Source organism: Micrococcus sp. MS-ASIII-49, from assembly GCF_000946635.1.
Lineage (GTDB): Bacteria > Actinomycetota > Actinomycetes > Actinomycetales > Micrococcaceae > Micrococcus > Micrococcus luteus.
The window spans coordinates 18,901-41,354 of record NZ_JXSP01000047.1 but is presented as its reverse complement, the minus strand read 5'-3'; the positions used below and the strand labels follow the sequence as shown (position 1 = coordinate 41,354).

Below are 22,454 nucleotides of genomic sequence, written 5' to 3'. Positions count from 1 at the left end.
CCATGAGCCTGGCCCAGAAGATCAACCGCGTCGTCGCCCCGTTCGAGGTCATCTCCCCCTACCAGCCCTCCGGTGACCAGCCGAAGGCCATCGCCGAGCTCGCCGAGCGCGTGGAGGCGGGGGAGAAGGACGTCGTCCTGATGGGCGCCACCGGCACGGGCAAGTCGGCGACGACGGCGTGGCTCGTCGAGCGCCTCCAGCGGCCCACGCTGGTGATGGTGCAGAACAAGACGCTCGCGGCGCAGCTGGCCAACGAGTTCCGCGAGCTGCTGCCCAACAACGCGGTCGAGTACTTCGTCTCCTACTACGACTACTACCAGCCCGAGGCGTACGTCCCGCAGACGGACACCTTCATCGAGAAGGACTCCTCCATCAACGAGGAGGTCGAGCGGCTGCGCCACTCGGCCACGAACGCGCTGCTGACCCGGCGGGACGTGATCGTGGTGGCCACCGTCTCCTGCATCTACGGCCTCGGCACGCCCGAGGAGTACATCGAGCAGATGGTCACCCTGCGCCGCGGTGCGGAGATGGACCGGGACGTGCTCCTGCGGCGGTTCGTGCAGATGCAGTACGTGCGCAACGACGTCGACTTCCACCGCGGCACCTTCCGGGTGCGGGGGGACACCGTGGAGATCATCCCCATGTACGAGGAGCTCGCGGTGCGCATCGAGTTCTTCGGGGACGAGATCGAGTCCATCCAGACCCTGCACCCGCTCACCGGCCAGGTGGTGCGCGAGGAGGAGGAGATGTACATCTTCCCGGCCTCGCACTACGTGGCCGGCGACGAGCGCATGGGCCGGGCGATCACCACCATCGAGGACGAGCTGCGGGAGCGGCTGCAGGAGCTGGAGTCCCAGGACAAGCTGCTCGAGGCGCAGCGGCTGCGCATGCGCACCACGTACGACCTCGAGATGATGCAGCAGATGGGCTACTGCAACGGCATCGAGAACTACTCGCGCCACATCGACGGCCGTCCCGCCGGCTCCGCCCCGCACTGCCTGCTGGACTACTTCCCGGACGACTTCCTGCTCGTGGTGGACGAGTCCCACGTGACCATCCCGCAGATCGGCGCGATGTACGAGGGGGACATGTCCCGCAAGCGCACCCTCGTGGAGCACGGCTTCCGCCTGCCCTCGGCCATGGACAACCGCCCGCTGAAGTGGGACGAGTTCCTCGAGCGGATCGGGCAGACCGTGTACCTCTCCGCGACGCCGGGCGCCTACGAGCTCGGCCAGGCGGACGGCTACGTCGAGCAGATCATCCGCCCCACCGGCCTCGTGGACCCGCAGGTGGTGGTCAAGCCGACCGAGGGCCAGATCGACGACCTGCTCGAGCAGATCCGCGTGCGCACGGCCAAGGACGAGCGCGTCCTGGTGACCACGCTGACCAAGCGCATGGCCGAGGACCTCACGGACTACCTGCTCGAGGCGGGGGTGAAGGTCGAGTACCTCCACTCGGATGTGGACACGCTGCGCCGCGTGGAGCTGCTGCGGGAGCTGCGCAAGGGCACCTTCGACGTGCTGGTGGGCATCAACCTGCTGCGCGAGGGCCTGGACCTGCCCGAGGTCTCGCTCGTGGCGATCCTGGACGCGGACAAGGAGGGCTTCCTGCGCTCCACCACCTCCCTCATCCAGACCATCGGCCGCGCCGCCCGCAACGTCTCCGGCGAGGTCCACATGTACGCGGACAACGTCACCGACTCCATGCGCCGGGCGATCGAGGAGACCGAGCGGCGCCGGGCCGTGCAGATCGCGTACAACGAGGAGCACGGGATCGACCCCCAGCCGCTGCGCAAGCGCATCGCGGACATCACGGATCAGCTGGCCCGGGAGGACGCGGACACCGCCGACTTCCTCAAGGGCATGGGCGGCGTGAAGTCCGGGTTCGACTTCGGCATGGGCCACCGAGGCCTCAGCTCGCTGGACCGGGACGCGACCACAGGGGAGGGCACCGAGGCTCCGGCGGTGGACCCGGCGTCGCTGCCCGCCAAGGACCTGGCCGATCTGATCGAGCAGATGTCGAAGCAGATGCACCAGGCGGCGGCGGACCTGCAGTTCGAGCTCGCCGCCCGCCTGCGCGACGAGGTCGGCGAGCTCAAGAAGGAGCTGCGGCAGATGAAGCGGGAGCAGTGACCACCCGGCATGATGCCGACCCAGGGTGTTATGAAAACACTGATGAATGTCGTCATATCAGTGATAGTGTGACGCCATGAGCGCAGCACCCCCGGTCGCGGCCGTGATCGCGGACATCGTCGGCTCCCGCGCCCTCCCGGACCGGGAGCGGGCGCAGGAGCAGATCCTGGCCGCCTTCGCGGCCGCGGAACAGGACGTCCCGCCGCTGCGCCCCGCCTGGGCCAGCGTCGGCGACGAGTTCCAGGCGCTGCACCGCACCTGGCCGGACGCGCTCCGGCTGACCGTCCGCGTCACGCTCGCCCTGCCCCCGGGCCTCGACCTGCGCTTCGGGATCGGCCTGGGGCAGCGGCGGGCCCTGGACGCCGGCGGAGACGGCATCGAGGACGGCACGGCCTGGTATCGGGCCCGCGAGGCCGTCGAGCACGCGCACGAGCGGGCCGCCGGCGCCGCGACCGCCTTCCGTGCCGCGGACCCGTCCCTCACCGCCGCCGTGGACGGGCTCGCCCTGCTGCGCGACCACGTCCTCGGCCGGCTCAAGGCCCGCGAACGCCGGATCGCCGCAGCCCTGCTGGGCGGGGCGACCCAGGCGGAGGCCGCACGGGCGGAGCGGATCACGCAGTCCGCGGTGTCGCAGACCGTCGCGCGGTCCGGGATCGGCCGGCTGCTCGAGCTGGACGCCGAGCTCGCCGCCGCGGCGACGGAGGTCGCGCCGTGACCGCCCTCGCACTGCTCGCCCTGGGGCTGCACGACCTGCTCGACGCCGTCCTGCCCGGCGCCTGGCCCGCCCCACGGCGGCGGTGGCTCGCCCGGGCCGGCGCGGCCGTGGCCGCCGTCCTCGCCGCGGTGCTGGTGGCCGTGCTGGCGCCGACCGGCGTGGCCGTCGCGGTGGGCGGCGGCCTGGTGTCCCTCGGCCTGCTGATGGGCTGGACGTGGCTGCACCCGGACCGGCCGCTCGGGGTGGTCGCGGTGGTGGCCGTGGTCGGCCTGGTGGCCGTGCTCGAGTCGACCCTGGCGCCCGCGGGCCTGCGCTCCGCGCCCCCGGCCCTCACGCTGTTGGCGGTGGCGCTGGCCCTGACCGAGACCGGCAACCGGGTCACCCGCGCGGTCCTCGCCCTGGCGGGCCGGCCCGCCGACGGAGGCGACGAGGAGGCGGAGGACCCCGCGGCCGACGGCCTGCGCGGCGGTCGCTACATCGGGCCCATGGAGCGACTGCTCATGGTCGTCCTGGGGCTCGCGCAGGCCTATCCGGTGATCGCGGCCCTGATGGCGGCCAAGGGCATCGTGCGCTTCCCGGAGATCTCGGCGGACCGCGGCGCCGGCTCGCGCGCGGAGGAGTTCCTCATCGGCTCCCTCGCCAGTTGGGGCCTGGCCGCCGCCGGTGCCGTCGTCGTCTGGCTCGCCCTGGGCCTGACCGCTCCCGGCGCAGTCTGAGACCGGCCCCCCGCGTCCGCGCGCGGGACCGCACCCGTCTAGACTGGCGCGGCCCCCACGAAAGGAACCCCTCCAAGGACGTGCTCAGTCCCGCCTTCGAGACCACGACCCTTGTGGTCCTCGGCGTCATCCTCCTGCTTGACCTGCTGTACGTCGCGCGCCGCCCCCACGAGCCCTCCATGAAGGAGGCCGGCCTGTGGATCGGGTTCTACGTGGCGCTGGCGCTGGTCTTCGCGGGGCTGCTCTTCGCGGGGCTGCTCTTCGCCCTGGGCGATGCGCAGCACGGCACCGATTTCCTCGCCGGCTGGGTCACCGAGTACAGCCTCAGCGTGGACAACCTGTTCGTGTTCCTCATCATCATGGCCAAGTTCCAGGTGCCCCGCCGCTACCAGCAGGAGGTGCTGATGGTGGGCATCATCATCGCGCTGATCGCCCGCGCGGTGTTCATCGCGGTCGGCGCCGTCGCCATCGAGCACCTGACGTGGGAGTTCTACATCTTCGGCGCCTTCCTGCTCTGGACCGCCTGGCAGCAGCTCAAGGACGACGGCGGGGACGAGGAGTCCGAGCCGGGCGTCGTGGCCCGCCTGACCCGCCGCCTCAACGTGGCGCCGGACTATGACGGCAACCGACTGCGCACCACCGTGGACGGCCGGCGCATGTTCACCCCCATGGTGGTCGTGTTCATCACGATCGGCCTGACGGACGTGATGTTCGCGGTGGACTCCATCCCGGCGATCTTCGGCCTCACCCAGAACTGGTTCATCGTCCTGACCGCCAATATCTTCGCCCTCATGGGCCTGCGCCAGCGGGCCCGACGACGCCCCGCTCCGCCCGCCGCGGGTCGGGGCGTCGTCGTGCGACCGGGTAGACTGACCGGCGACGTAGGGGAGTATCCCGAACACTGTGGACGTCAGCACGCCGCGGCCGCCGAGAGCGCGCCGTCGGCCGGACACAGGGGCCCGGGCCGCGGTCGCGGCGGGCGGAGAGACTTGCGGCACCGTCCCGACCCTTGACGCCGAGAGGTGACCCGTGGAAATCAACGGCCTGACCTGGGGCCTGACGATCGCGCTGATCGTCGGCCTCCTCGCATTCGACTACTTCGCCCATGTCCGCAAGGCGCACACGCCGACGATCCGGGAGGCCGCGATCTGGTCCGGCGTCTACGTCGGCCTCGCGCTCATCTTCGGCCTCGTGTTCTTCGCCTTCGGCGACACCCAGCACGCGGTCGAGTACTACACCGGCTACCTGCTGGAGAAGGCGCTCAGCGTCGACAACCTGTTCGTCTTCCTGGTCATCATGGCCAGCTTCCGCGTGCCCCGCGACTACCAGCAGAAGGTGCTGCTGTTCGGCATCACGTTCGCGCTGATCTCGCGCACCTTGTTCATCCTGCTGGGCGCCGCCGTCATCGCCGCGTGGTCGGACGTGTTCTACCTCTTCGGCCTGTTCCTGCTGATCATCGCCGGCGGCCAGCTCAAGGGCGAGATGTCCGGCGACGCCGAGGGCGCCCAGGACGAGGCGGACAACGTGATGGTCCGCCTCGTCAAGCGGTTCCTGCCCGCCTCCGAGCAGTTCGACGGCGACCGCCTCTTCACGACGGTGGACGGCAAGCGCCTCATGACGCCGATGCTCCTCGTGATGATCGCGATCGGCGCCACGGACATCCTCTTCGCCTTCGACTCCATCCCCGCGATCTTCGGCGTGACCCAGGAGGCGTACATCGTCTTCACCGCCACGGCGTTCTCGCTCATGGGCCTGCGCCAGCTGTACTTCCTGATCGACGGCCTGCTCGACCGCCTCGTCTACCTGGCCTACGGGCTCTCCGCGCTGCTGGCGTTCATCGGCGTGAAGCTGATCCTGCACGCCCTGCACGAGAACAACCTGCCGTTCATCAACGGCGGCGAGAACGTGCCCGTCGTCGAGATCCCCACGACGCTGTCCCTCGTGGTCGTCGTCGTGATCCTGGCGATCACCGTGGCGATCTCCCTGGCCTCGCCGAAGGGCCAGGCCCTGCGGGCGCTGCAGAACGCCGAGAAGTACTCGTATCGGTACTCGAAGCTGGCCGAGGACGCCGACCCGGCCGAGCGCGAGCGCGCCGCCGCCCTGATGGACCGCTGGACGGCCCGGGCCGAGGCCCTGGACCAGCGCTGGCGCGACCAGCTGCTCGAGCACAAGGACGCGTGGTCGGCCATCATCCGCACGGCCCACGAGACCCGGCTCGCCGATCCCCGTGACGACGACGCGCGCGGGGTCTCCGAGCAGATCGTGCGACAGGACGGGCCCACCGTCTGAGCCGATCACGGCACCGGGGGAGTGCTCCGCCGGCGCCCGGGCCCCCGGGCCGGTCAGTCGACCGGGTCGGGGGCCGTCGTCGTCCCGGCGCCGTCCGCCGCGGTCATCGCCAGGAGCCGGTCGAGGATCGCCGGCCCGTCGTCGGCGATGCCGTCGTGGTGGAAGGCGTCGGTCTCCCACACCTGCAGGCCGCGGACGCGCCGCGCCGTCTCGAGCGAGAGGTCCCGGTCCACGTACACGTCGTCGGCGTAGACCGCGGCGGCCACGGGGACGGTGTTCTGCGCCAGGGCAGCCACGTCGTAGAGCGGGCCCCACTGCGTGCGCTCGGCGAGCAGCCGCGCCGTGCCGGCCAGGGGCCGCAGCCGGGGGTCGACCTCGACGGACCAGGGCATGACGTGTTCGCCCGTGGGCAGCGGGACCGTGGTCGCCTCCGGGTCGAAGTCCGGGTGCTCGGCGAGCATCCGGGACGCCGACCAGCCGGTGTCCGCCCGGCCGCCGGCCAGGTCCGCCGGCTGCGCGTAGATCGCCTCGTGCAGCACGGTGTAGAGCGGGTTGACGAGGCGGTCGTCCTGGTCGGCGACGGCGGCCAGGAACGTCTCGGACAGGCGCGGCGCGGGTCCGGTGCGGTCCACGGCCTCGGCGAGGGCCCAGTGCAGGCGGTCCACGCGGGTGTTGCCGCCCAGCAGCATGCCCAGACCCTGGGCCCGTCCCACGGTGAGCGGCCCGCCGCCGGGCAGGGGGATCGGGGCGCCCGCGGCCTCGGCGGCGCGGATCAGCCCCACGGCCTCCGACCACGCGTCGCGGTCGGCCGGGTGCCGGTCGAAGAACTCCTCGGTGCGGGCGCGCATCCGGGCGTAGGTGGCCCGGTAGACCCGGTCGGCGTGGCCGGTGAGCGGGGCGAGGCCGCCGGTCACCAGGCTGCGCTGCAGGCCCTCGGGGTGGAAGGAGAGGTAGCTCAGCGTGCAGAACCCGCCGAAGCTCTGGCCCAGAGTGGTCCACGGCCCGGCGCCGAGGGCGAGGCGCAGCATCTCGGCGTCCCGCACGATCGAGGGCGCCCGCAGGTGTACCAGGTGCTCGGCGCGGGCCTCGTCCGTGGCGAAGGCGCCCGGGGCGGTCAGGGTCGCCACGGTGGCCGGGGTCGAGCGCCCCGTGCCGCGCTGGTCCAGCAGCAGCACGCGGTGGCTCTCGGCCAGCGCGCCGAGCCAGCCGCTCAGGCGCGCCGGGCGGGGCCCGGCACTGCCGGGGCCGCCCTGGAGGTACAGGGCCCAGGGACGCTCGCCCCCGGGGTCGTCCTTCGCCCGGATCTCCCGGGCGAAGACGGTCAGCGTGCCGCGCCGGTGCGGCCCGACGCCGGTGCCCGCCGCGTCCTGCGCCTCGGCTTCGGCGAGGCCCAGCGCGTGGTCGATCGGCACCGTGAACCAGTGGTCCACCGTGACGGTGCCGTCGTAGAGCTCGGTGCGCTCGCCCACGCGGTGGCGGGCCGGCTCGAGCGGGGCGAAGCCGCGCGGGTCGCCCGCCACGGGCCGTCCTGCCGCCCGGGCGTCCCCGCCGCTCACAGGCCCCACCCGGACTCGGGCGCGCCCACGGAGACCACCCGGATCACGGGGTGGCCCGCCTCGTCGGAGGCGTCCAGGTCGACCACGGCGTTGATCCCGTGGTCCAGGTCCCCGTCGGGGTCCTTCAGGATCTGCCGCACCGCCCACCAGCGCGGGCCGGCCAGCTCCAGCGGGGCGGCGACGTCGGGGGCCGCGGTCACGCGGAACAGCTCGGGGCCACGCGCGGCGGGGCCGTCGTCGATGTCCTCGTGGTCGTCGAAGTAGGCGTCGAGGGCGTCGGCCCAGTCGTCGGCGGACAGGTCGCCGGACAGGCGCGCGAGGGCCTCGTCCCGCTCGTCGCCGAACAGGCGCACGCGCTGGAACATCGCGTTGCGGACCATCACGCGGAACACGGGCGCGTTGTCCGTCAGGCGAGGCGGCGCCGGCGGCTCGAGCGCCTCCATGTCCCGGCGCAGCTCGTCGATGTCCCCGGCCACCAGGTCCTCCCACTCCTCCAGGAGGGACGAGTCGGTCTGCTTCACCATCTCGTCGAGCCAGTCCAGCAGCACCTGGAGCTCCTCGGTGCGCGCCGCCTCGGGCACCGTGTGGCGCAGCGCCTTGACCGCGTCCGTGAGGTAGCGCAGCAGCACGCCCTCGGACCGGGCGATCCCGTAGAACCGGACGTAGTCACCGAAGCCCATGGCCCGCTCGAACATGTCGCGCACCACGGACTTGGGGGTCAGCTCGAACTCCGCGAGCCACGGGGCGTCCTGCCGGTAGAGCTCGAACTGCTGCTCGAGGAGCTCGGCCAGCGGCCGCGGGTGGGTGATCTCGTCGAGGGCCCGCATGCGGTCGTTGTAGTCCATGCCCTCGGCCTTCATGGCGGCCACGGCCTCGCCCTTGGCGTGCTTGACCTGGGCGGAGAGCACCTGGCGCGGCGGGTCGAGGGTCGCCTCGATCACGGAGACCACGTCGAGCGCGTGGTCGGGATCGGCCGGGTCCAGCAGGTCGAGCGCGGCGAGGGCGAAGGGGGAGAGCGGCTGGTTGAGCGCGAAGTCCGGCTGCAGGTCCACCGTGAGGTCCACGGTGCGGCCCTCGGCGTCCGGCTCGGGCAGACGCTCGACGACGCCCGTGGCCAGCAGCTCCCGGAAGATCCCGAGCGCGCGGCGCATGAGCACCGCCTGGCGGGCCGGGGTCTCGTGGGTGCCGCGCAGCAGGCGCCGGACCGCGATCACCGGGTCGCCGGGCCGGTCGAGGATGTTCAGCAGCATGGAGTGCGTGATCCGCATGCGGGAGACCAGCGGCTCCGGCTCGGCGGAGACGAGGCGCTCGAACGTCGCCGGCCCCCACGAGACGAAGCCGGCCGGCGGGGTCTTGCGCTTGCCGGACTTCACGGACTGCTTCATGCGCTTGGCCCGCTCGGCCTCGTCCTTGACGTTCGCGAACTTCGCCGCGGCCTTGCGCTCGGCCGCCTTGTTCTCGATCACGTGCTCGGGGGCCTGGACCACCACGGTGCCGGAGGTGTCGAAGCCGGCCCGGCCCGCCCGGCCGGCGATCTGGTGGAACTCGCGGGCCTGGAGCAGGCGGGTCTTCTCGCCGTCGAACTTGGAGAGCGCGGTGAGCAGCACGGTGCGGATCGGCACGTTGATCCCGACGCCCAGCGTGTCCGTGCCGCAGATGACCTTGAGCAGCCCGTCCTGGGCCAGCTTCTCCACGAGGCGGCGGTACTTGGGCAGCATGCCCGCGTGGTGCACGCCGATGCCCGCCCGGACGAGGCGGTTCAGGGTGTGCCCGAAGCCCGCGGAGAAGCGGAAGCCGGCGATCCGCGCGGCGATCGCCTCCTTCTCCTCCCTGGACGTCACCGAGATCGAGGACAGACCCTGGGCCGTCTCCACGGCGTCCAGCTGCGAGAAGTGCACGATGTACACCGGTGCCTGGTGGGTGCCCACGAGCTCCTCGACCTTCTCCTGCAGCGGCACCTCGGACCACTCGAACGTCAGCGGGATGGGGCGCTGCGCGTGGGCGACGACGGCGACCTCGCGCCCGGTGCGCTCGGTCAGGTCCGCCTCGAGGCGGGTCGTGTCGCCGAGGGTGGCCGACATCAGCAGGAACCGGGCCTGCGGCAGCTCGAGGAGGGGCACCTGCCAGGCCCAGCCGCGGGAGGGGTCCGCGTAGTAGTGGAACTCGTCCATCACCACGGTGCCGATCTCCATGCCCGAGCCCTCGCGCAGCGCGCGGTTGGCGAGGATCTCGGCCGTGCAGCAGATGATGGGCGCGTCACCGTTGACGGTGGAGTCGCCCGTGACCATGCCGACGTTCTCCGCGCCGAACACGTCCACCAGCGCGAAGAACTTCTCCGAGACGAGCGCCTTGATCGGCGCCGTGTAGTAGGAGACGGCGTCGTGGGCGAGCGCGTCGGCGTGCGCGGCCAGCGCCACCAGGGACTTGCCGGAGCCGGTGGGCGTCGCCAGGATCACGTGCCGGCCCTGGACGAGCTCGAGGGCGGCCTCCTCCTGGGCGGGGTAGAGCGAGATCCCGCGGTCCTCGGTCCAGGCCGCGAAGGCCCCGAAGACGTCGTCGGCGTCCGGGGCCGGCGGGAGCGCGTCGATGCGGTCGGTCAGCGAGGGCGGGTTCGTGGCGGCAGAAGTCATCGCCCCCAGGGTATCGGCCGCTCCGCGCGATACGGTGCCGCCATGAGTCAGATCGCGCCCGAGAGCCCGCACCCGGACACCGACGCCGTCGTGGGGGACGTGACCGGCCGACAGGGCGGGGGGTTCACCTGGGATCCCGCGCAGTACGAGGGCTTCGCCGAACACCGCGCCCGCCCCTTCCACGACCTGGTGGGGCGCGTGCGCGCCGAGGCCCCGCGCGTCGTGGTGGACCTGGGCTGCGGCCCGGGGACCCTGACCCGGACGCTGGCCGAGCGCTGGCCGGACGCCGAGGTGATCGGTCTGGACGACTCGCCCGCCATGCTGGAGCGGGCCCGGGAGCAGGCGGCCCGCACGGGCGCCCCCGCCAACCTGCGCTTCGAGGCGGTCGACGCCTCGCAGTGGCGCCCGTCGGGGGCGACGGACGTCGTGGTGTCCAACGCGATGCTCCAGTGGATCCCGACGCACCGTCGCCTGATCCGGCGCTGGCTCGGGGACCTCACGCCGGGGGCGTGGTTCGCGGCGCAGATCCCGCGGCCCTACGAGCAGCCCTCCCACGCGGCGATCGTGGCGCTGGCGGAGGACCCGGCCTTCTCCGAGCCGCTGCACGGGGTGGCGACGACCCGCACCGTGGCGCCGCCCGAGGAGTACACGCGGCTGTTCCTCGAGGCGGGGTGGTCCCCGGTCGTCTGGGAGACGGAGTACCAGCAGGTGCTGACGGGCGAGGACCCGGTGTTCCGGTGGACCTCCGGCGCGGCCCTGCGACCGAGCCTGCAGGCCCTGGCCCGCTGGGACGCCGAGGAGGGCGCCGCCGAGGGCGCCGGGCTGCTCGAGGCGTTCGTGGACCGGTACCGCGCCGCCATGCGCGAGGCGTACCCGCCGGTGCCCGGTGTCACGGCCGACGACGGCGGCCCGGTCACGATCTTCCCGGCCCGGCGCCTGTTCATGGCGGGGCAGAAGCCGGCCTGACGCTGGGCCCGGGACCGCCCGGGCGCACCGTCACCAGCCGCGCTCGGCCCACTCCGGCAGGTGGGGGCGCTCGGCGCCCAGGGTCGTGGAGGCGCCGTGGCCGGGGTGGACCACCACGTCGTCGTCGAACGCGTCGAAGATCCGATCGCTCACGTCCGTGAACAGCTGACGGAACCGGCCGTCGTCGCCCTCGGTGTTGCCCACCCCGCCCGGGAAGAGGGAGTCGCCGGTGAAGAGCACGGCCGGCTCGTCCGCCTCGGGGCGGCACACCAGCGCGATGGACCCGGGCGTGTGGCCGCGCAGGGCCACCACCTCGAGCCGGAGCCCGTCCGCCCCCACGGTGTCCCCGTGGCGCAGGCGCACGTCGGGGGCGACCCCCGTGGCCTCGGCGATCGCGTCGGCGTCGTCCTCGCCGGCCGCCGTGCGGGCCCCGGTCAGGGAGGCCAGCGCCGGCAACGCGCGCACGTGGTCCCAGTGTCGATGCGTGGTGACGATCATCTCGAGGCGCGGCTCGCACGGGGTGTCGTCCGCGGCCGAGGCGATGAGGTCGCGGATGGCCTCGGCCTCGGCGGCGGCGTCGATCAGCACCTGCGCCCCCGTGGTCTTGGAGGTGAGCAGGTACACGTTGTTGTCCATCTCCGACACGGAGCAGGTGCGCACCGTGACAGCGGGCAGATCGTGCAGGAGGCGGTTCCGGGCGGTCTCGGGCATGCGCAACAGTGTACGGACGGGGCGGTGAGGCGCCAGGGCGGGCCCGGCCCGCGGTGGGTTCGCCCACAGGCGAGACCCCGGTGTCGTGTCCGTACCCGCCCCTATGCTGGCCGCGTGCCCAAGAACTCCTCCACCACCGTCTCCTCCGCCGTCGAGGCCCACCCCGGCGGCCTCGCCTCCGGCCCCGGCGGCGCGCGCTCGGGCGAGCGGGACCGCATCGTCGTCCAGGGCGCCCGCGAGCACAACCTGAAGGACGTGGACGTCAGCTTCCCGCGGGACGCCATGGTCGTGTTCACGGGTCTGTCCGGCTCGGGCAAGTCCTCCCTGGCCTTCGACACGATCTTCGCCGAGGGCCAGCGACGCTACGTCGAGTCGCTCTCCTCCTACGCCCGCATGTTCCTGGGCCGGGTGGACAAGCCGGACGTGGACTTCATCGAGGGCCTGTCCCCGGCCGTGTCCATCGACCAGAAGTCGACCAACCGCAACCCGCGCTCCACGGTGGGGACCATCACCGAGATCTACGACTACATGCGCCTGCTCTGGGCGCGTGTCGGGGTGCCGCACTGCCCGCAGTGCGGCGAGCCGGTGAGCCGGCAGACCCCGCAGCAGATCGTGGACCAGCTCGAGGAGCTGCCCGAGCGCACCCGCTTCCAGGTGCTCGCGCCCGTGGTCCGCGGCCGCAAGGGCGAGTTCGTGGACCTGTTCAAGGACCTGTCCACGCAGGGCTTCGCCCGCGCCGTCGTGGACGGGGAGACCGTCCAGCTCTCGGACCCGCCCGTGCTGAAGAAGCAGGTCAAGCACACCATCGCCGTCGTCGTGGACCGCCTCGCCATGAAGGAGGGCATCCGCCAGCGCCTCACCGACTCGGTGGAGACCGCCCTGAAGCTGGCGGACGGCCTCGTCGTGGCCGAGTTCGTGGACGTGGAGCCGGTCGCCGAGAAGGGCAGGAAGAACACCGCGGAGTTCGGCGGGCGGGACGCCGAGGGCAACCCCCGGTACCGCTCGTTCTCCGAGAAGCTCTCCTGCCCCAACGGGCACGAGCAGACCGTGGACGAGATCGAGCCGCGCTCGTTCTCCTTCAACAACCCGTTCGGCGCGTGCCCCGAGTGCACCGGCATCGGCTCCCGTCTGCAGGTGGACCCGGACCTCGTCGTCGCCAACGACGAGCTGTCCCTGCGCGAGGGCGCCGTCGTGCCGTGGTCGCTCGGCAAGTCCACCTCGGACTACTGGCTGCGCGTGCTCGGCGGGCTGGGCAAGGAGATGGGCTTCTCCCTGGACACCCCGTGGAAGGACCTGACGGATGCGGAGCGCGACGCCGTCCTGCACGGCAAGGACTTCAAGGTGGAGGTGACGTTCCGCAACCGGTTCGGCCGCGAGCGCCGCTACACCACGGGCTTCGAGGGCGTCATCCCCTACGTGATGCGCAAGCACGGGGAGACCGAGTCGGACGGCGCCCGCGAGCGCTACGAGTCGTTCATGCGGGAGATCCCGTGCCCGGCGTGCCACGGGGCCCGCCTCAACCCCACGGTCCTGAACGTGCTCGTGGGCGGCCTGTCCATCGCGGACGCCACCCGCCTGCCCATGCGGGAGGCCATGGAGTTCTTCTCGGGGCTGCGGCTGACGGACCGGGAGCGGCAGATCGCGGACCAGGTGCTCAAGGAGATCCTGGCCCGGCTGGCGTTCCTGCTGGACGTCGGCCTGGAGTACCTCAACCTGGAGCGGCCGGCCGGCACCCTCTCTGGAGGCGAGGCCCAGCGCATCCGCCTGGCCACGCAGATCGGCTCCGGGCTGGTCGGCGTCCTCTACGTGCTCGACGAGCCGTCCATCGGCCTGCACCAGCGGGACAACCGCCGCCTCATCGAGACCCTCCTGCGCCTGCGGGACCTCGGCAACACCCTCATCGTCGTCGAGCACGACGAGGACACGATCGCCGAGGCGGACTGGATCGTGGACATCGGTCCTCGCGCGGGCGAGCACGGGGGCGAGGTCGTGCACTCGGGCTCCCTGGCGGATCTCAAGGCGAACACGCGGTCCGTCACCGGCGACTACCTCTCCGGGCGCCGCTCCATCGCGGTGCCGGAGCGGCGTCGCGTCCCGGAGAAGGGGCGCGTGCTGACGGTCCGCGGCGCCCAGGAGAACAACCTGAAGGACGTCTCGGTGGAGGTCCCGCTCGGGGTCCTCACGGCCGTGACGGGTGTGTCCGGCTCGGGCAAGTCCACGCTGATCAACGAGATCCTCTACAAGGTCCTGGCCAACCGGCTCAACGGCGCCAAGCTCGTGCCCGGCCGGCACCGGTCCGTGGAGGGGCTCGAGCACCTGGACAAGGTGGTCCACGTGGACCAGAGCCCCATCGGGCGCACGCCGCGCTCCAACCCCGCCACCTACACCGGCGTGTTCGACGCGATCCGCAAGCTCTTCGCAGAGACCCCCGAGGCGAAGGTCCGGGGCTACCAGCAGGGCCGGTTCTCCTTCAACATCAAGGGCGGGCGCTGCGAGGCGTGCGCGGGGGACGGCACGCTGAAGATCGAGATGAACTTCCTGCCGGACGTCTACGTGCCGTGCGAGGTGTGCCACGGGGCCCGGTACAACCGGGAGACGCTCGAGGTCACCTACAAGGGCAAGAACATCGCCGAGGTCCTCGACATGCCGATCGAGGAGGCCGCGGACTTCTTCAGCGCGTACACCCGCATCTCGCGGTACCTGGACACGCTCGTCGACGTCGGTCTGGGCTACGTCCGCCTGGGCCAGCCCGCCACCACGCTCTCGGGCGGCGAGGCCCAGCGCGTGAAGCTGGCGGCCGAGCTCCAGAAGCGCTCCAACGGCCGCACCATCTACGTGCTGGACGAGCCGACCACGGGGCTGCACTTCGACGACATCCGCAAGCTCCTGCACGTGCTCCAGTCCCTCGTGGACAAGGGCAACACGGTGCTCACCATCGAGCACAACCTCGACGTGATCAAGAGCGCGGACCACGTGATCGACCTCGGCCCCGAGGGCGGCTCCGGCGGCGGCACGATCGTGGCCACGGGCACGCCGGAGGAGGTCGCGCGCGTCGCCGAGAGCCACACGGGCCGGTTCCTCGCGGAGCTGCTCGCGTAGCATGGACCCCGCCCACGCAGGACGCGGACGAAGGAGAGCCATGGCGACGTCGGAGCCCGTGCGCAGGAGCGCCGCCGCGCTCCTGCGGCTCACCTGCCGCCCCGAGGTCGTCGGCATGGAGCACGTCCCTGCGCGGGGCCCCTTCGTCATGGCTTCCAACCACCTGTCCTTCGTCGACTCGGTGATCCTCCAGGCCCTCGCCCCCCGCCCGGTCCACTTCTTCGCCAAGGAGGAGTACTTCACGGGCACGGGCCTGCGGGGCCGCGTCCGGCGGCGGTTCTTCGAGTCCGTGGGCTCCGTCCCCGTCCGCCGGGGCGAGCAGGCCGCCTCCGTGGCCGCGCTCGAGTCCCTCGTGGGCCTGCTCGAGTCCGGCCAGGGCGTCGGCATCTACCCGGAGGGCACCCGCAGCCGCGACGGCCGCCTCTACCGCGGCCGCACCGGTGCGGCCTGGCTGGCCCTGGCCACCGGCGCACCCGTGGTGCCCGTGGGCCTCGTCGGCACGCAGCACCTCCAGCCGCCGGACACCAACGGCTTCCGTCCCCACCGGTTCTCCGTGCGCGTGGGCGCGCCCCTGGACTTCGGCCACCCCGGGCGTCGACACACCCTGCCGCAGCGCCGCGACGCGACGGCGGCGATCATGGACGCCATCGGCGCGCTCTCGGGGCAGGAGCGCGTGGACGCCTACAACGCCGCCCCGGGTGCCCGTGGCTGATCCGGCCTCCTACCGCCCGGCTCCGGGCGAGATCTCCACGTCGCCCGGCGTCTACCGCTTCCGCGACGCGGACGGACGCGTCGTCTACGTCGGCAAGGCGAAGAACCTGCGCGCCCGCCTGAGCTCCTATTTCCAGGACCCCGCCCGGCTGGCCACCAAGACCCGGACCATGGTGTTCACGGCGGCCGCGGTCGAGTGGACCGTCGTCGGCTCCGAGCTGGAGGCGCTCCAGCTCGAGTACACGTGGATCAAGGAGTACCGCCCCCGGTTCAACATCATGTACCGGGACGACAAGTCGTACCCCTACCTGGCCGTGACCATGAACGAGCAGTTCCCGCGCGTCCAGGTGATGCGCGGCGACCGGAAGCCCGGCGTGAAGTACTTCGGCCCGTTCCACCCGGCCAAGGCGATCCGGGAGACCGTGGACCTGATGCTGCGCGTCTTCCCGGTCCGCACGTGCTCGGCGGGCGTGTTCAAGCGGGCCCGCGCCCAGGACCGGCCGTGCCTGCTCGGCTACATCGGCAAGTGCTCGGCGCCCTGCGTGGGCCGGATCAGCCCGGCGGACCATCGCGCGCTGGCCCAGGACTTCTGCGACTTCATGGCCGGGGACGCGAACCGGTTCATCCGCGAGCTGGAGAAGGCCATGGCCCGTGCCGTCGAGGAGCTGCGCTACGAGGACGCGGCCCGGCTGAGGGACGACATCGCCGCGCTGCGCCGCGTGTTCGAGCGCAACGCCGTGGTGCTGCCGGAGAACACGGAGGCGGACATCTTCGCCCTGCACGCGGACGAGCTGGAGGTCGCGGTGCAGGTGTTCCACGTCCGGCAGGGACGCATCCGCGGCCAGCGCGGCTGGGTCATGGAGCGCGTGGAGGACGTCGCCGAGCCGGAGATGGTCGCGCACCTGCTCCAGCAGGTCTACGGCGACCTCGAGGGGCCGGAGCGCATCCCGCACGAGATCCTCGTCCCGGTCGAGCCCGACGACGCCGCACAGCTCACCGAGTGGCTCTCGGGCCTGCGCGGGTCCCGGGTCGCCGTGCGCGTGCCCCGGCGGGGCTCGAAGGCGGACCTCATGGAGACCGTCCGGGAGAACGCGGAGATGGCCCTCAAGCTGCACAAGTCGCGGCGGTCCGGGGACCTCACCACCCGCTCCGCCGCCCTGCGGGAGCTGCAGGAGGCCCTGGAGATCACCGAGCCCCTGCTGCGCATCGAGTGCTACGACATCTCCCACTCCCAGGGCACCAACGTGGTCGGCTCGATGGTCGTCATGGAGGACGGGCTGCCGAAGAAGAAGGACTACCGCCGCTTCAACGTCACGGGGGAGGCCGCCCGGGACGACACGGCGTCCCTGCGCGACGTCCTGCGGCGGCGTTTCGCCCGCCTGGCCAAGGAGCGCGCGGAGGGCGCCCCGCTGTCCGGTCAGGTCGAGGGGGACGATCAGGAGGCGGGGCGCCGCTTCGCGTACCCGCCCTCGCTCGTGGTGGTCGACGGCGGCCCGCCCCAGGTGGCCGCGGCCGCGGCGGTCCTCGAGGAGCTGGGCCTGGACGACCTGCCCGTGGTCGGGCTGGCCAAGCGGCTCGAGGAGGTGTGGCTGCCGGGCGACGAGTTCCCGGTGGTCCTGCCGCGCACCTCGGAGGGCCTGTACCTGCTCCAGCGCATCCGTGACGAGTCGCACCGGTTCGCGATCGCGGGCCACCGCAGCCGGCGGTCCAAGGCGATGACCGTCTCCGCCCTGGACGGGATCCCGGGTCTGGGCCCGGCCAAGCGCACCGCGCTGCTGAACCACTTCGGCTCCGTCGCCGAGATCCGGGCCGCCGGCGTGGACCGGCTGACCGAGGTCGCCGGCATCGGGCCGCGGCTGGCCGAGGCCGTCCACACGGCGCTCACGGCCGACACGCCCGCGGATACAGTGGAGTCATGATCGAGGAGACCCTCCAGCCGGAGAAGCCGCCGACATCCGAGGTGCTCGTGATCGCCGGGATGTCCGGCGCCGGACGGACCACCGCCGCGCACGCGCTCGAGGACCACGGCTGGGACGTGGTGGAGAACATGCCGCCGGCCCTGTTCGGCACGCTGGCCGAGCTCATCGCCCGCTCGCCGGAGGCGTTCCCGCGCCTGGCGATCGTGGTGGACGTGCGCTCGCGCTCCTACTTCGAGGAGCTGTACGCCGCCCTGCAGCACCTGGCCAACAGTGGGGTGGAGTACCGCACGGTGTTCCTCGATGCGGACGATCACGTGCTCCTCCGGCGCTTCGAGGCCGGCCGCCGCCCCCACCCGATGCAGGGCAACGCCCGGCTGCTGGACGGCATCCGCGCGGAGCGGGACGTCGTCGAGCCGCTCAAGGCGCGTGCCGACGTCGTGGTGGACACCACCGAGCTGAACGTGCACGGCCTGGCCACGGAGATCACCGAGCTGTTCTCGGAGTCCGGCCCCGTCACGCTGCGCCTGACCATCATGAGCTTCGGGTTCAAGTACGGCGTCCCGGCGGACGCGAACTTCGTGGCGGACATGCGCTTCATCCCCAACCCCCACTGGGTGCCGGCGCTGCGTCCGCACACGGGCACGGAGGCCGCGGTCGCGGACTACGTGCTCTCCCGCCCCGGTGTCGAGGACTTCCTGCGCACGTACGTCGCCATGCTGGGGCCGGTGTTCGAGGGCTACCGGCGGGAGAACAAGCACTACGCCACGCTCGCCATCGGCTGCACGGGCGGCAAGCACCGCTCCGTGGCCGTCGCCGAGGAGCTGGCCCGGCGCCTGGCCCAGGTGCCCCACGTCACGGTGCACGTCCAGCACCGGGACATGGGGCGCGAATGACGTCCCCGCTCACCGGCCAACTGCCCCTGCCGCCCGGGATGGGTTCGGAAGGGCGCGGGGTGGGTGCGGGCATGTCCCGCCCCACGGCCCGCGTCACCGCCCTCGGCGGCGGCCACGGCCTCTCCGCGTCCCTCGCGGCCCTGCGGCACGTGGCCGGGCACCTCACGGCCATCGTCACGGTGGCGGACGACGGTGGCTCCTCCGGCACCATCCGCCGGGAGATGGCGGTGCTGCCGCCCGGCGACCTCCGCATGGCGCTGGCCGCCCTGTGCGACGACACCGACTGGGGTCGGACCTGGGCCCACGTCATGCAGCACCGCTTCCGCTCCACCGAGGTGCCCGCCGACCAGGCCACCCTGGACAACCACGCGCTCGGGAACCTCCTGATCGTCGCCCTCTGGGAGCTGCTGGGCGACCCGGTGGACGGGCTGCGCTGGGCCGGCGCCCTGCTGCGGGCGCACGGTGAGGTCCTGCCGGTCTCGCGGGTGCCGCTGACCATCGGCGGGGACGTGCTCAGCGCCGGCCCGGACGGCCGCCTGCGCACCCGATGCGTGGAGGGCCAGGTGGCCCTCGCGGTCGCCGCGTTCGAGGGGCGCGTCACCGACGTCCGCCTGAGCCCGTCCGACGCCCCCGCCACCCCGGAGGCGCTCTCGGCGATCGAGCTGGCCGACTGGGTGGTGCTCGGACCCGGCTCGCTGTACACGTCGGTGCTGCCGCACCTGCTGATGCCGGACGTGCGCGCGGCCCTCGCCGCCACCACCGCCCGGCGCCTCATGGTGCTGAACCTGCGCACGGGAGACCAGGAGACCACCGGCCTCACCCACGCCGACCACCTCAAGGTGCTGCGCTCCTATGCGCCGGACCTCCGGCTGGACGTGGTGATCGCCGACGTGGACGCGGTCACCGACCGGGCGGCGGTGGAGGCCGAGGCGGCCCGGATGGGCGCGCGCGTGGCGTTCAGTAGAGTGAGCAGTGCCCAGGATCCCCAGGTCCACGACCCGCTGCGCCTGGCCGTCGCGATCGACGAGGCGATGACCCACTGACGCGCGCACCTCGCCGAGAAGGAGCACGAGCATGGCGCTGACCATGACCCTCAAGGAGGAGCTGGCCCGTGTGCCGGTCGCCGCGACCCCGGAGCGGCGGGCGGAGACCGCGGCGATGCTGCGGTTCGCCGGGGGGTTGCACCTCGTGGCCGGCCGCGTCGTCGTGGAGGTTGAACTGGACCACGGCGCCAGTGCGCGCCGCCTGCGCGCCGCCATCACCGAGCTGTACGGCCTGGCCCCGGAGATCGTGGTGGTCTCCGGCGGCAACCTGCGCCGTGGTCAGCGGTACGTGCTCCGGGTCGTGCGCGGGGGAGAGGACCTCGCCCGGCAGACCGGGCTCATCGACCAGCGGGGACGGCCCGTGCGTGGCCTCGCGCCGGTCCTCGTCAGCGGGACGACGGCGGCCACCGCCGCCGTGTGGCGCGGGGCCCTGCTGGCCCACGGCTCCCTCACCGAGCCCGGCCGCTCGGCGGCCCTCGAGGTGACCACGCCGGGCCCGGAGGCCGCGCTCGCGCTGGTGGGGGCCGCGCGTCGGCTCCGCGTGGCGGCGAAGGCACGCGAGGTGCGTCAGTCGGACCGCGTCGTGGTCCGCGACGGCGAGGCGATCGCCACGCTGCTCGCCGCCGTCGGCGCGGAGCAGACCGCAACCCTCTGGCGCGAGCGGCGCGAGCGCAAAGAGGTCCGGGCCACCGCCAACCGCCTCGCGAACTTCGACGACGCCAACCTGCGCCGTTCCGCCCAGGCCGCTGTCACGGCCGGGGCGAAGGTGGAGCGGGCCCTCGAGATCCTCGGGGACGAGGTGCCCGACCACCTTCGCTACGCGGGACGGCTGCGCCTCGAGCACAAGCAGGCCTCCCTCGACGAGCTCGGCCGCCTCGCGGACCCGCCGATGACCAAGGACGCCGTCGCCGGGCGCATCCGCCGGCTGCTGGCCATGGCGGACAAGCGGGCCGCCGAGCGGGGCATCCCCGGGACGGACGCGGCCTCCGAGGGCTGAGCGCGGGATCACCGTCGACGGGATCTGGCCCCGGCGCTCCGCCCCCGATCACAATGGAGACGGACGGAATACGCCGCCGAGACGCGAGGTTGCCCGAGGTGGAGGCCGAGGGCGTCCTGTCCGCAGCCTCGCCTGACCAAGGAGGAAGCATGACCGAATACACCCTTCCGGAGCTGGACTACGACTACGCCGCGCTGGAGCCGCACATCTCGGCCCGCATCATGGAGCTGCACCACTCCAAGCACCACGCCACGTACGTCAAGGGCGCGAACACCGCCCTGGAGAAGCTGGCCGCCGCGCGTGAGGCCGGCGACTTCGGCTCCGTGAACCAGCTGTCGAAGGACCTCGCCTTCAACCTGGGCGGGCACACGAACCACTCGATCTTCTGGAAGAACCTCTCGCCGGAGGGCGGCGACAAGCCGACCGGCGAGCTGGCCGCCGCCATCGACGAGTACTTCGGCTCGTTCGACCAGTTCCAGGCCCACTTCACCGCCGCCGCCCTCGGCATCCAGGGCTCCGGCTGGGCCGTGCTGGCCTACGAGCCCATCGGCGGCAACCTGGTGATCGAGCAGTTCTACGACCAGCAGAACGGCGTGCCGGTCGCCACCATCCCGCTGTTCCAGCTGGACATGTGGGAGCACGCCTTCTACCTCGACTACCAGAACGTCAAGGCGGACTACGTCAAGGCGATCTGGAACATCGTGAACTGGGCCGACGTGCAGGCCCGCTTCGAGGCCGCCCGCGCCGGCGCCTCCGGCCTGATCCTCCCGGCCTGATCCACACCGCGCACCGGGGCGCTGATGTCGTGGCCCCACGACGTCAGCGCCCCGATGCGGGGAGGGGCTCGGCGCTCCGGCCCTGTCCCCACCGCGCGCCCGGACCGGGCGCGACCGCTCGACCGTACCGCCCCGGACCCACCGCCACGGGGACCACGCAACGCGAACTAACGAGAGAGACCACCATGACCAAGATCGCCATCAACGGCTACGGCCGCATCGGACGCAACATCGTGCGCGTGCTCAGGGACCGCGGCCACGAGGGCCTCGAGCTGGTCGCCGTGAACGACCTCGCCGACCCCGAGGACCTGTTCTGGCTCACCAAGTACGACACCATCCTGGGCCGCTACCCGGGCGAGCTGGAGCGGACCGAGAAGGGGTTCCGCATCGACGGCCGCGACGTCGCGTTCTTCCAGGAGGCCGACCCGACGAAGCTGCCGTGGGGTGAGCTCGGCGTGGACCTGGTCATCGAGTGCACCGGCATCTTCACGACCGGCCCCAAGGCGCAGGCCCACCTCGACGCGGGGGCCAAGAAGGTCCTCATCTCGGCCCCCGCCAAGGAGGTCGACGGCACCTTCGTGATGGGCGTGAACGAGCACACCTACGACGCGGAGTCGATGCACATCGTCTCGAACGCCTCGTGCACCACGAACTGCCTGGCCCCGATGGCGAAGGTCCTCAACGACGAGTTCGGCATCGTGGACGGCATCATGACCACGATCCACGCGTACACCGGCGACCAGAACCTGCACGACAACGTGCACAAGAAGGATCGCCGTCGGGCGCGCGCCGCGGCCCAGAACATGGTGCCCACCTCCACGGGCGCGGCCAAGGCCATCGGCGAGGTCATCCCGGAGCTGAAGGGCAAGCTCGACGGCTTCGCCATGCGGGTGCCCACCATCACCGGCTCGGCCACCGACCTGACCGTGGAGCTGACGCGCCACGTGGAGGTCGAGGAGATCAACGCGGCGTTCAAGAAGGCCGCGGAGTCCGGTCCGCTGCAGGGCCGCCTGGTCTACTCGGAGGACCCGATCGTGTCCTCGGACATCATCACCTCCCCGGCGGCGTGCACCTTCGACGCCCCGCTGACCAAGTCCATCGGCCAGACCGTGAAGATCATCGGCTGGTACGACAACGAGTACGGCTACACCTCCCAGCTCATGGACTTCGCAGACCTCATCGGCTCGAAGCTCTGAGCCCGCACGGCGCCCGACGGCCCGGGCCGACGGTTCCTCCGTCGGCCCGGGCCGTCCGCCTAGACTGCACCGTGAACCGACCCCGCTCCGGCACCCCAGGAGGCA

Annotated in this window: 17 protein-coding genes; 14 read left to right on the top strand and 3 right to left on the bottom strand. The window is 72.3% G+C overall.

Annotated elements, in window-relative coordinates:
• The first annotated feature begins 2 nt into the window (after window positions 1-2).
• From uvrB to SJ20_RS03440, 5 genes are all read left to right on the top strand, one after another.
• Window positions 3-2,132, top strand: coding sequence for an excinuclease ABC subunit UvrB (gene uvrB, locus SJ20_RS03460; protein WP_044658957.1), 2,130 nt, complete (start codon window positions 3-5; stop codon window positions 2,130-2,132).
• Window positions 2,133-2,208: 76 nt separating this feature from the next.
• Window positions 2,209-2,847 carry a SatD family protein gene (locus tag SJ20_RS03455; protein ID WP_044658956.1) on the top strand — a complete coding sequence of 213 codons (639 nt, stop codon included), beginning with the start codon at window positions 2,209-2,211 and terminating at the stop codon, window positions 2,845-2,847.
• Window positions 2,844-3,563 (top strand): hypothetical protein, encoded by a 720-nt coding sequence (locus tag SJ20_RS03450; RefSeq protein WP_044658955.1) that lies wholly within the window; start codon window positions 2,844-2,846, stop codon window positions 3,561-3,563. Before SJ20_RS03455 ends, SJ20_RS03450 begins: the two co-directional genes overlap by 4 nt.
• 80 nt (window positions 3,564-3,643) lie before the next feature.
• On the top strand, window positions 3,644-4,576 hold the full coding sequence (locus SJ20_RS03445) for a TerC/Alx family metal homeostasis membrane protein (protein WP_044658954.1): 933 nt from the start codon (window positions 3,644-3,646) through the stop codon (window positions 4,574-4,576).
• 16 nt (window positions 4,577-4,592) lie between these two features.
• Window positions 4,593-5,852, top strand: coding sequence for a TerC family protein (locus SJ20_RS03440; RefSeq protein WP_041102710.1), 1,260 nt, complete (start codon window positions 4,593-4,595; stop codon window positions 5,850-5,852).
• A gap of 53 nt (window positions 5,853-5,905) precedes the next feature.
• Here SJ20_RS03440 and SJ20_RS03435 read toward each other — a convergent pair whose 3' ends face one another.
• Together SJ20_RS03435 and SJ20_RS03430 are read right to left on the bottom strand one after the other, a co-directional pair.
• On the bottom strand, window positions 5,906-7,372 hold the full coding sequence (locus tag SJ20_RS03435) for an alpha/beta fold hydrolase (RefSeq protein WP_044658953.1): 1,467 nt from the start codon (window positions 7,370-7,372) through the stop codon (window positions 5,906-5,908).
• A gap of 32 nt (window positions 7,373-7,404) precedes the next feature.
• Window positions 7,405-10,038, bottom strand: a complete 2,634-nt coding sequence (locus tag SJ20_RS03430) for an RNA helicase (protein ID WP_044658952.1) — start codon at window positions 10,036-10,038, stop codon at window positions 7,405-7,407.
• Between the two features lie 42 nt (window positions 10,039-10,080).
• On the opposite strand from SJ20_RS03430, the gene SJ20_RS03425 reads away from it, so the two are divergent.
• Window positions 10,081-11,004 (top strand): methyltransferase domain-containing protein, encoded by a 924-nt coding sequence (locus SJ20_RS03425; protein ID WP_036382741.1) that lies wholly within the window; start codon window positions 10,081-10,083, stop codon window positions 11,002-11,004.
• Between the two features lie 30 nt (window positions 11,005-11,034).
• Here SJ20_RS03425 and SJ20_RS03420 read toward each other — a convergent pair whose 3' ends face one another.
• Window positions 11,035-11,715 carry an MBL fold metallo-hydrolase gene (locus tag SJ20_RS03420; protein ID WP_036315309.1) on the bottom strand — a complete coding sequence of 227 codons (681 nt, stop codon included), beginning with the start codon at window positions 11,713-11,715 and terminating at the stop codon, window positions 11,035-11,037.
• Between the two features lie 114 nt (window positions 11,716-11,829).
• Here SJ20_RS03420 and uvrA point away from each other — a divergent pair, with 114 nt between their 5' ends.
• From uvrA to gap, 8 genes are all read left to right on the top strand, one after another.
• Complete coding sequence (gene uvrA / locus SJ20_RS03415; protein WP_044658951.1) at window positions 11,830-14,814, top strand: excinuclease ABC subunit UvrA; 2,985 nt, start codon at window positions 11,830-11,832, stop codon at window positions 14,812-14,814.
• Between the two features lie 40 nt (window positions 14,815-14,854).
• A complete protein-coding gene (locus tag SJ20_RS03410) occupies window positions 14,855-15,526 on the top strand; it encodes a 1-acyl-sn-glycerol-3-phosphate acyltransferase (protein WP_036315306.1) in 672 nt (223 codons plus the stop codon).
• Window positions 15,519-17,444 carry an excinuclease ABC subunit UvrC gene (uvrC, locus tag SJ20_RS03405; RefSeq protein WP_036315391.1) on the top strand — a complete coding sequence of 642 codons (1,926 nt, stop codon included), beginning with the start codon at window positions 15,519-15,521 and terminating at the stop codon, window positions 17,442-17,444. The genes SJ20_RS03410 and uvrC overlap by 8 nt, the downstream gene beginning before the upstream one ends.
• Window positions 17,441-18,337, top strand: a complete 897-nt coding sequence (gene rapZ / locus SJ20_RS03400) for an RNase adapter RapZ (protein ID WP_044658950.1) — start codon at window positions 17,441-17,443, stop codon at window positions 18,335-18,337. The genes uvrC and rapZ overlap by 4 nt, the downstream gene beginning before the upstream one ends.
• Entirely contained in the window at window positions 18,334-19,380 is a 1,047-nt protein-coding gene (gene yvcK, locus SJ20_RS03395; RefSeq protein WP_036315301.1) for a uridine diphosphate-N-acetylglucosamine-binding protein YvcK, read from the top strand. Before rapZ ends, yvcK begins: the two co-directional genes overlap by 4 nt.
• 31 nt (window positions 19,381-19,411) lie before the next feature.
• Window positions 19,412-20,377, top strand: a complete 966-nt coding sequence (whiA, locus tag SJ20_RS03390) for a DNA-binding protein WhiA (protein WP_036315298.1) — start codon at window positions 19,412-19,414, stop codon at window positions 20,375-20,377.
• Between the two features lie 149 nt (window positions 20,378-20,526).
• A complete protein-coding gene (locus SJ20_RS03385; RefSeq protein ID WP_036315296.1) occupies window positions 20,527-21,153 on the top strand; it encodes a superoxide dismutase in 627 nt (208 codons plus the stop codon).
• 185 nt (window positions 21,154-21,338) lie between these two features.
• Entirely contained in the window at window positions 21,339-22,349 is a 1,011-nt protein-coding gene (gene gap / locus SJ20_RS03380; RefSeq protein WP_044658949.1) for a type I glyceraldehyde-3-phosphate dehydrogenase, read from the top strand.
• The last annotated feature ends 105 nt before the right edge of the window (window positions 22,350-22,454 follow it).

Coding starts and splice junctions, on each gene's coding strand:
- SJ20_RS03420 (WP_036315309.1), bottom strand. CDS start 11,715: ATGCCCGAGACCGCCCGGAACCGCCTCCTGCACGATCTGCCCGCTGTC.
- yvcK (WP_036315301.1), top strand. CDS start 18,334: ATGACGTCCCCGCTCACCGGCCAACTGCCCCTGCCGCCCGGGATGGGT.
- uvrB (WP_044658957.1), top strand. CDS start 3: ATGAGCCTGGCCCAGAAGATCAACCGCGTCGTCGCCCCGTTCGAGGTC.
- SJ20_RS03410 (WP_036315306.1), top strand. CDS start 14,855: ATGGCGACGTCGGAGCCCGTGCGCAGGAGCGCCGCCGCGCTCCTGCGG.
- whiA (WP_036315298.1), top strand. CDS start 19,412: ATGGCGCTGACCATGACCCTCAAGGAGGAGCTGGCCCGTGTGCCGGTC.
- SJ20_RS03430 (WP_044658952.1), bottom strand. CDS start 10,038: ATGACTTCTGCCGCCACGAACCCGCCCTCGCTGACCGACCGCATCGAC.
- SJ20_RS03425 (WP_036382741.1), top strand. CDS start 10,081: ATGAGTCAGATCGCGCCCGAGAGCCCGCACCCGGACACCGACGCCGTC.
- SJ20_RS03455 (WP_044658956.1), top strand. CDS start 2,209: ATGAGCGCAGCACCCCCGGTCGCGGCCGTGATCGCGGACATCGTCGGC.
- SJ20_RS03385 (WP_036315296.1), top strand. CDS start 20,527: ATGACCGAATACACCCTTCCGGAGCTGGACTACGACTACGCCGCGCTG.
- gap (WP_044658949.1), top strand. CDS start 21,339: ATGACCAAGATCGCCATCAACGGCTACGGCCGCATCGGACGCAACATC.
- rapZ (WP_044658950.1), top strand. CDS start 17,441: ATGATCGAGGAGACCCTCCAGCCGGAGAAGCCGCCGACATCCGAGGTG.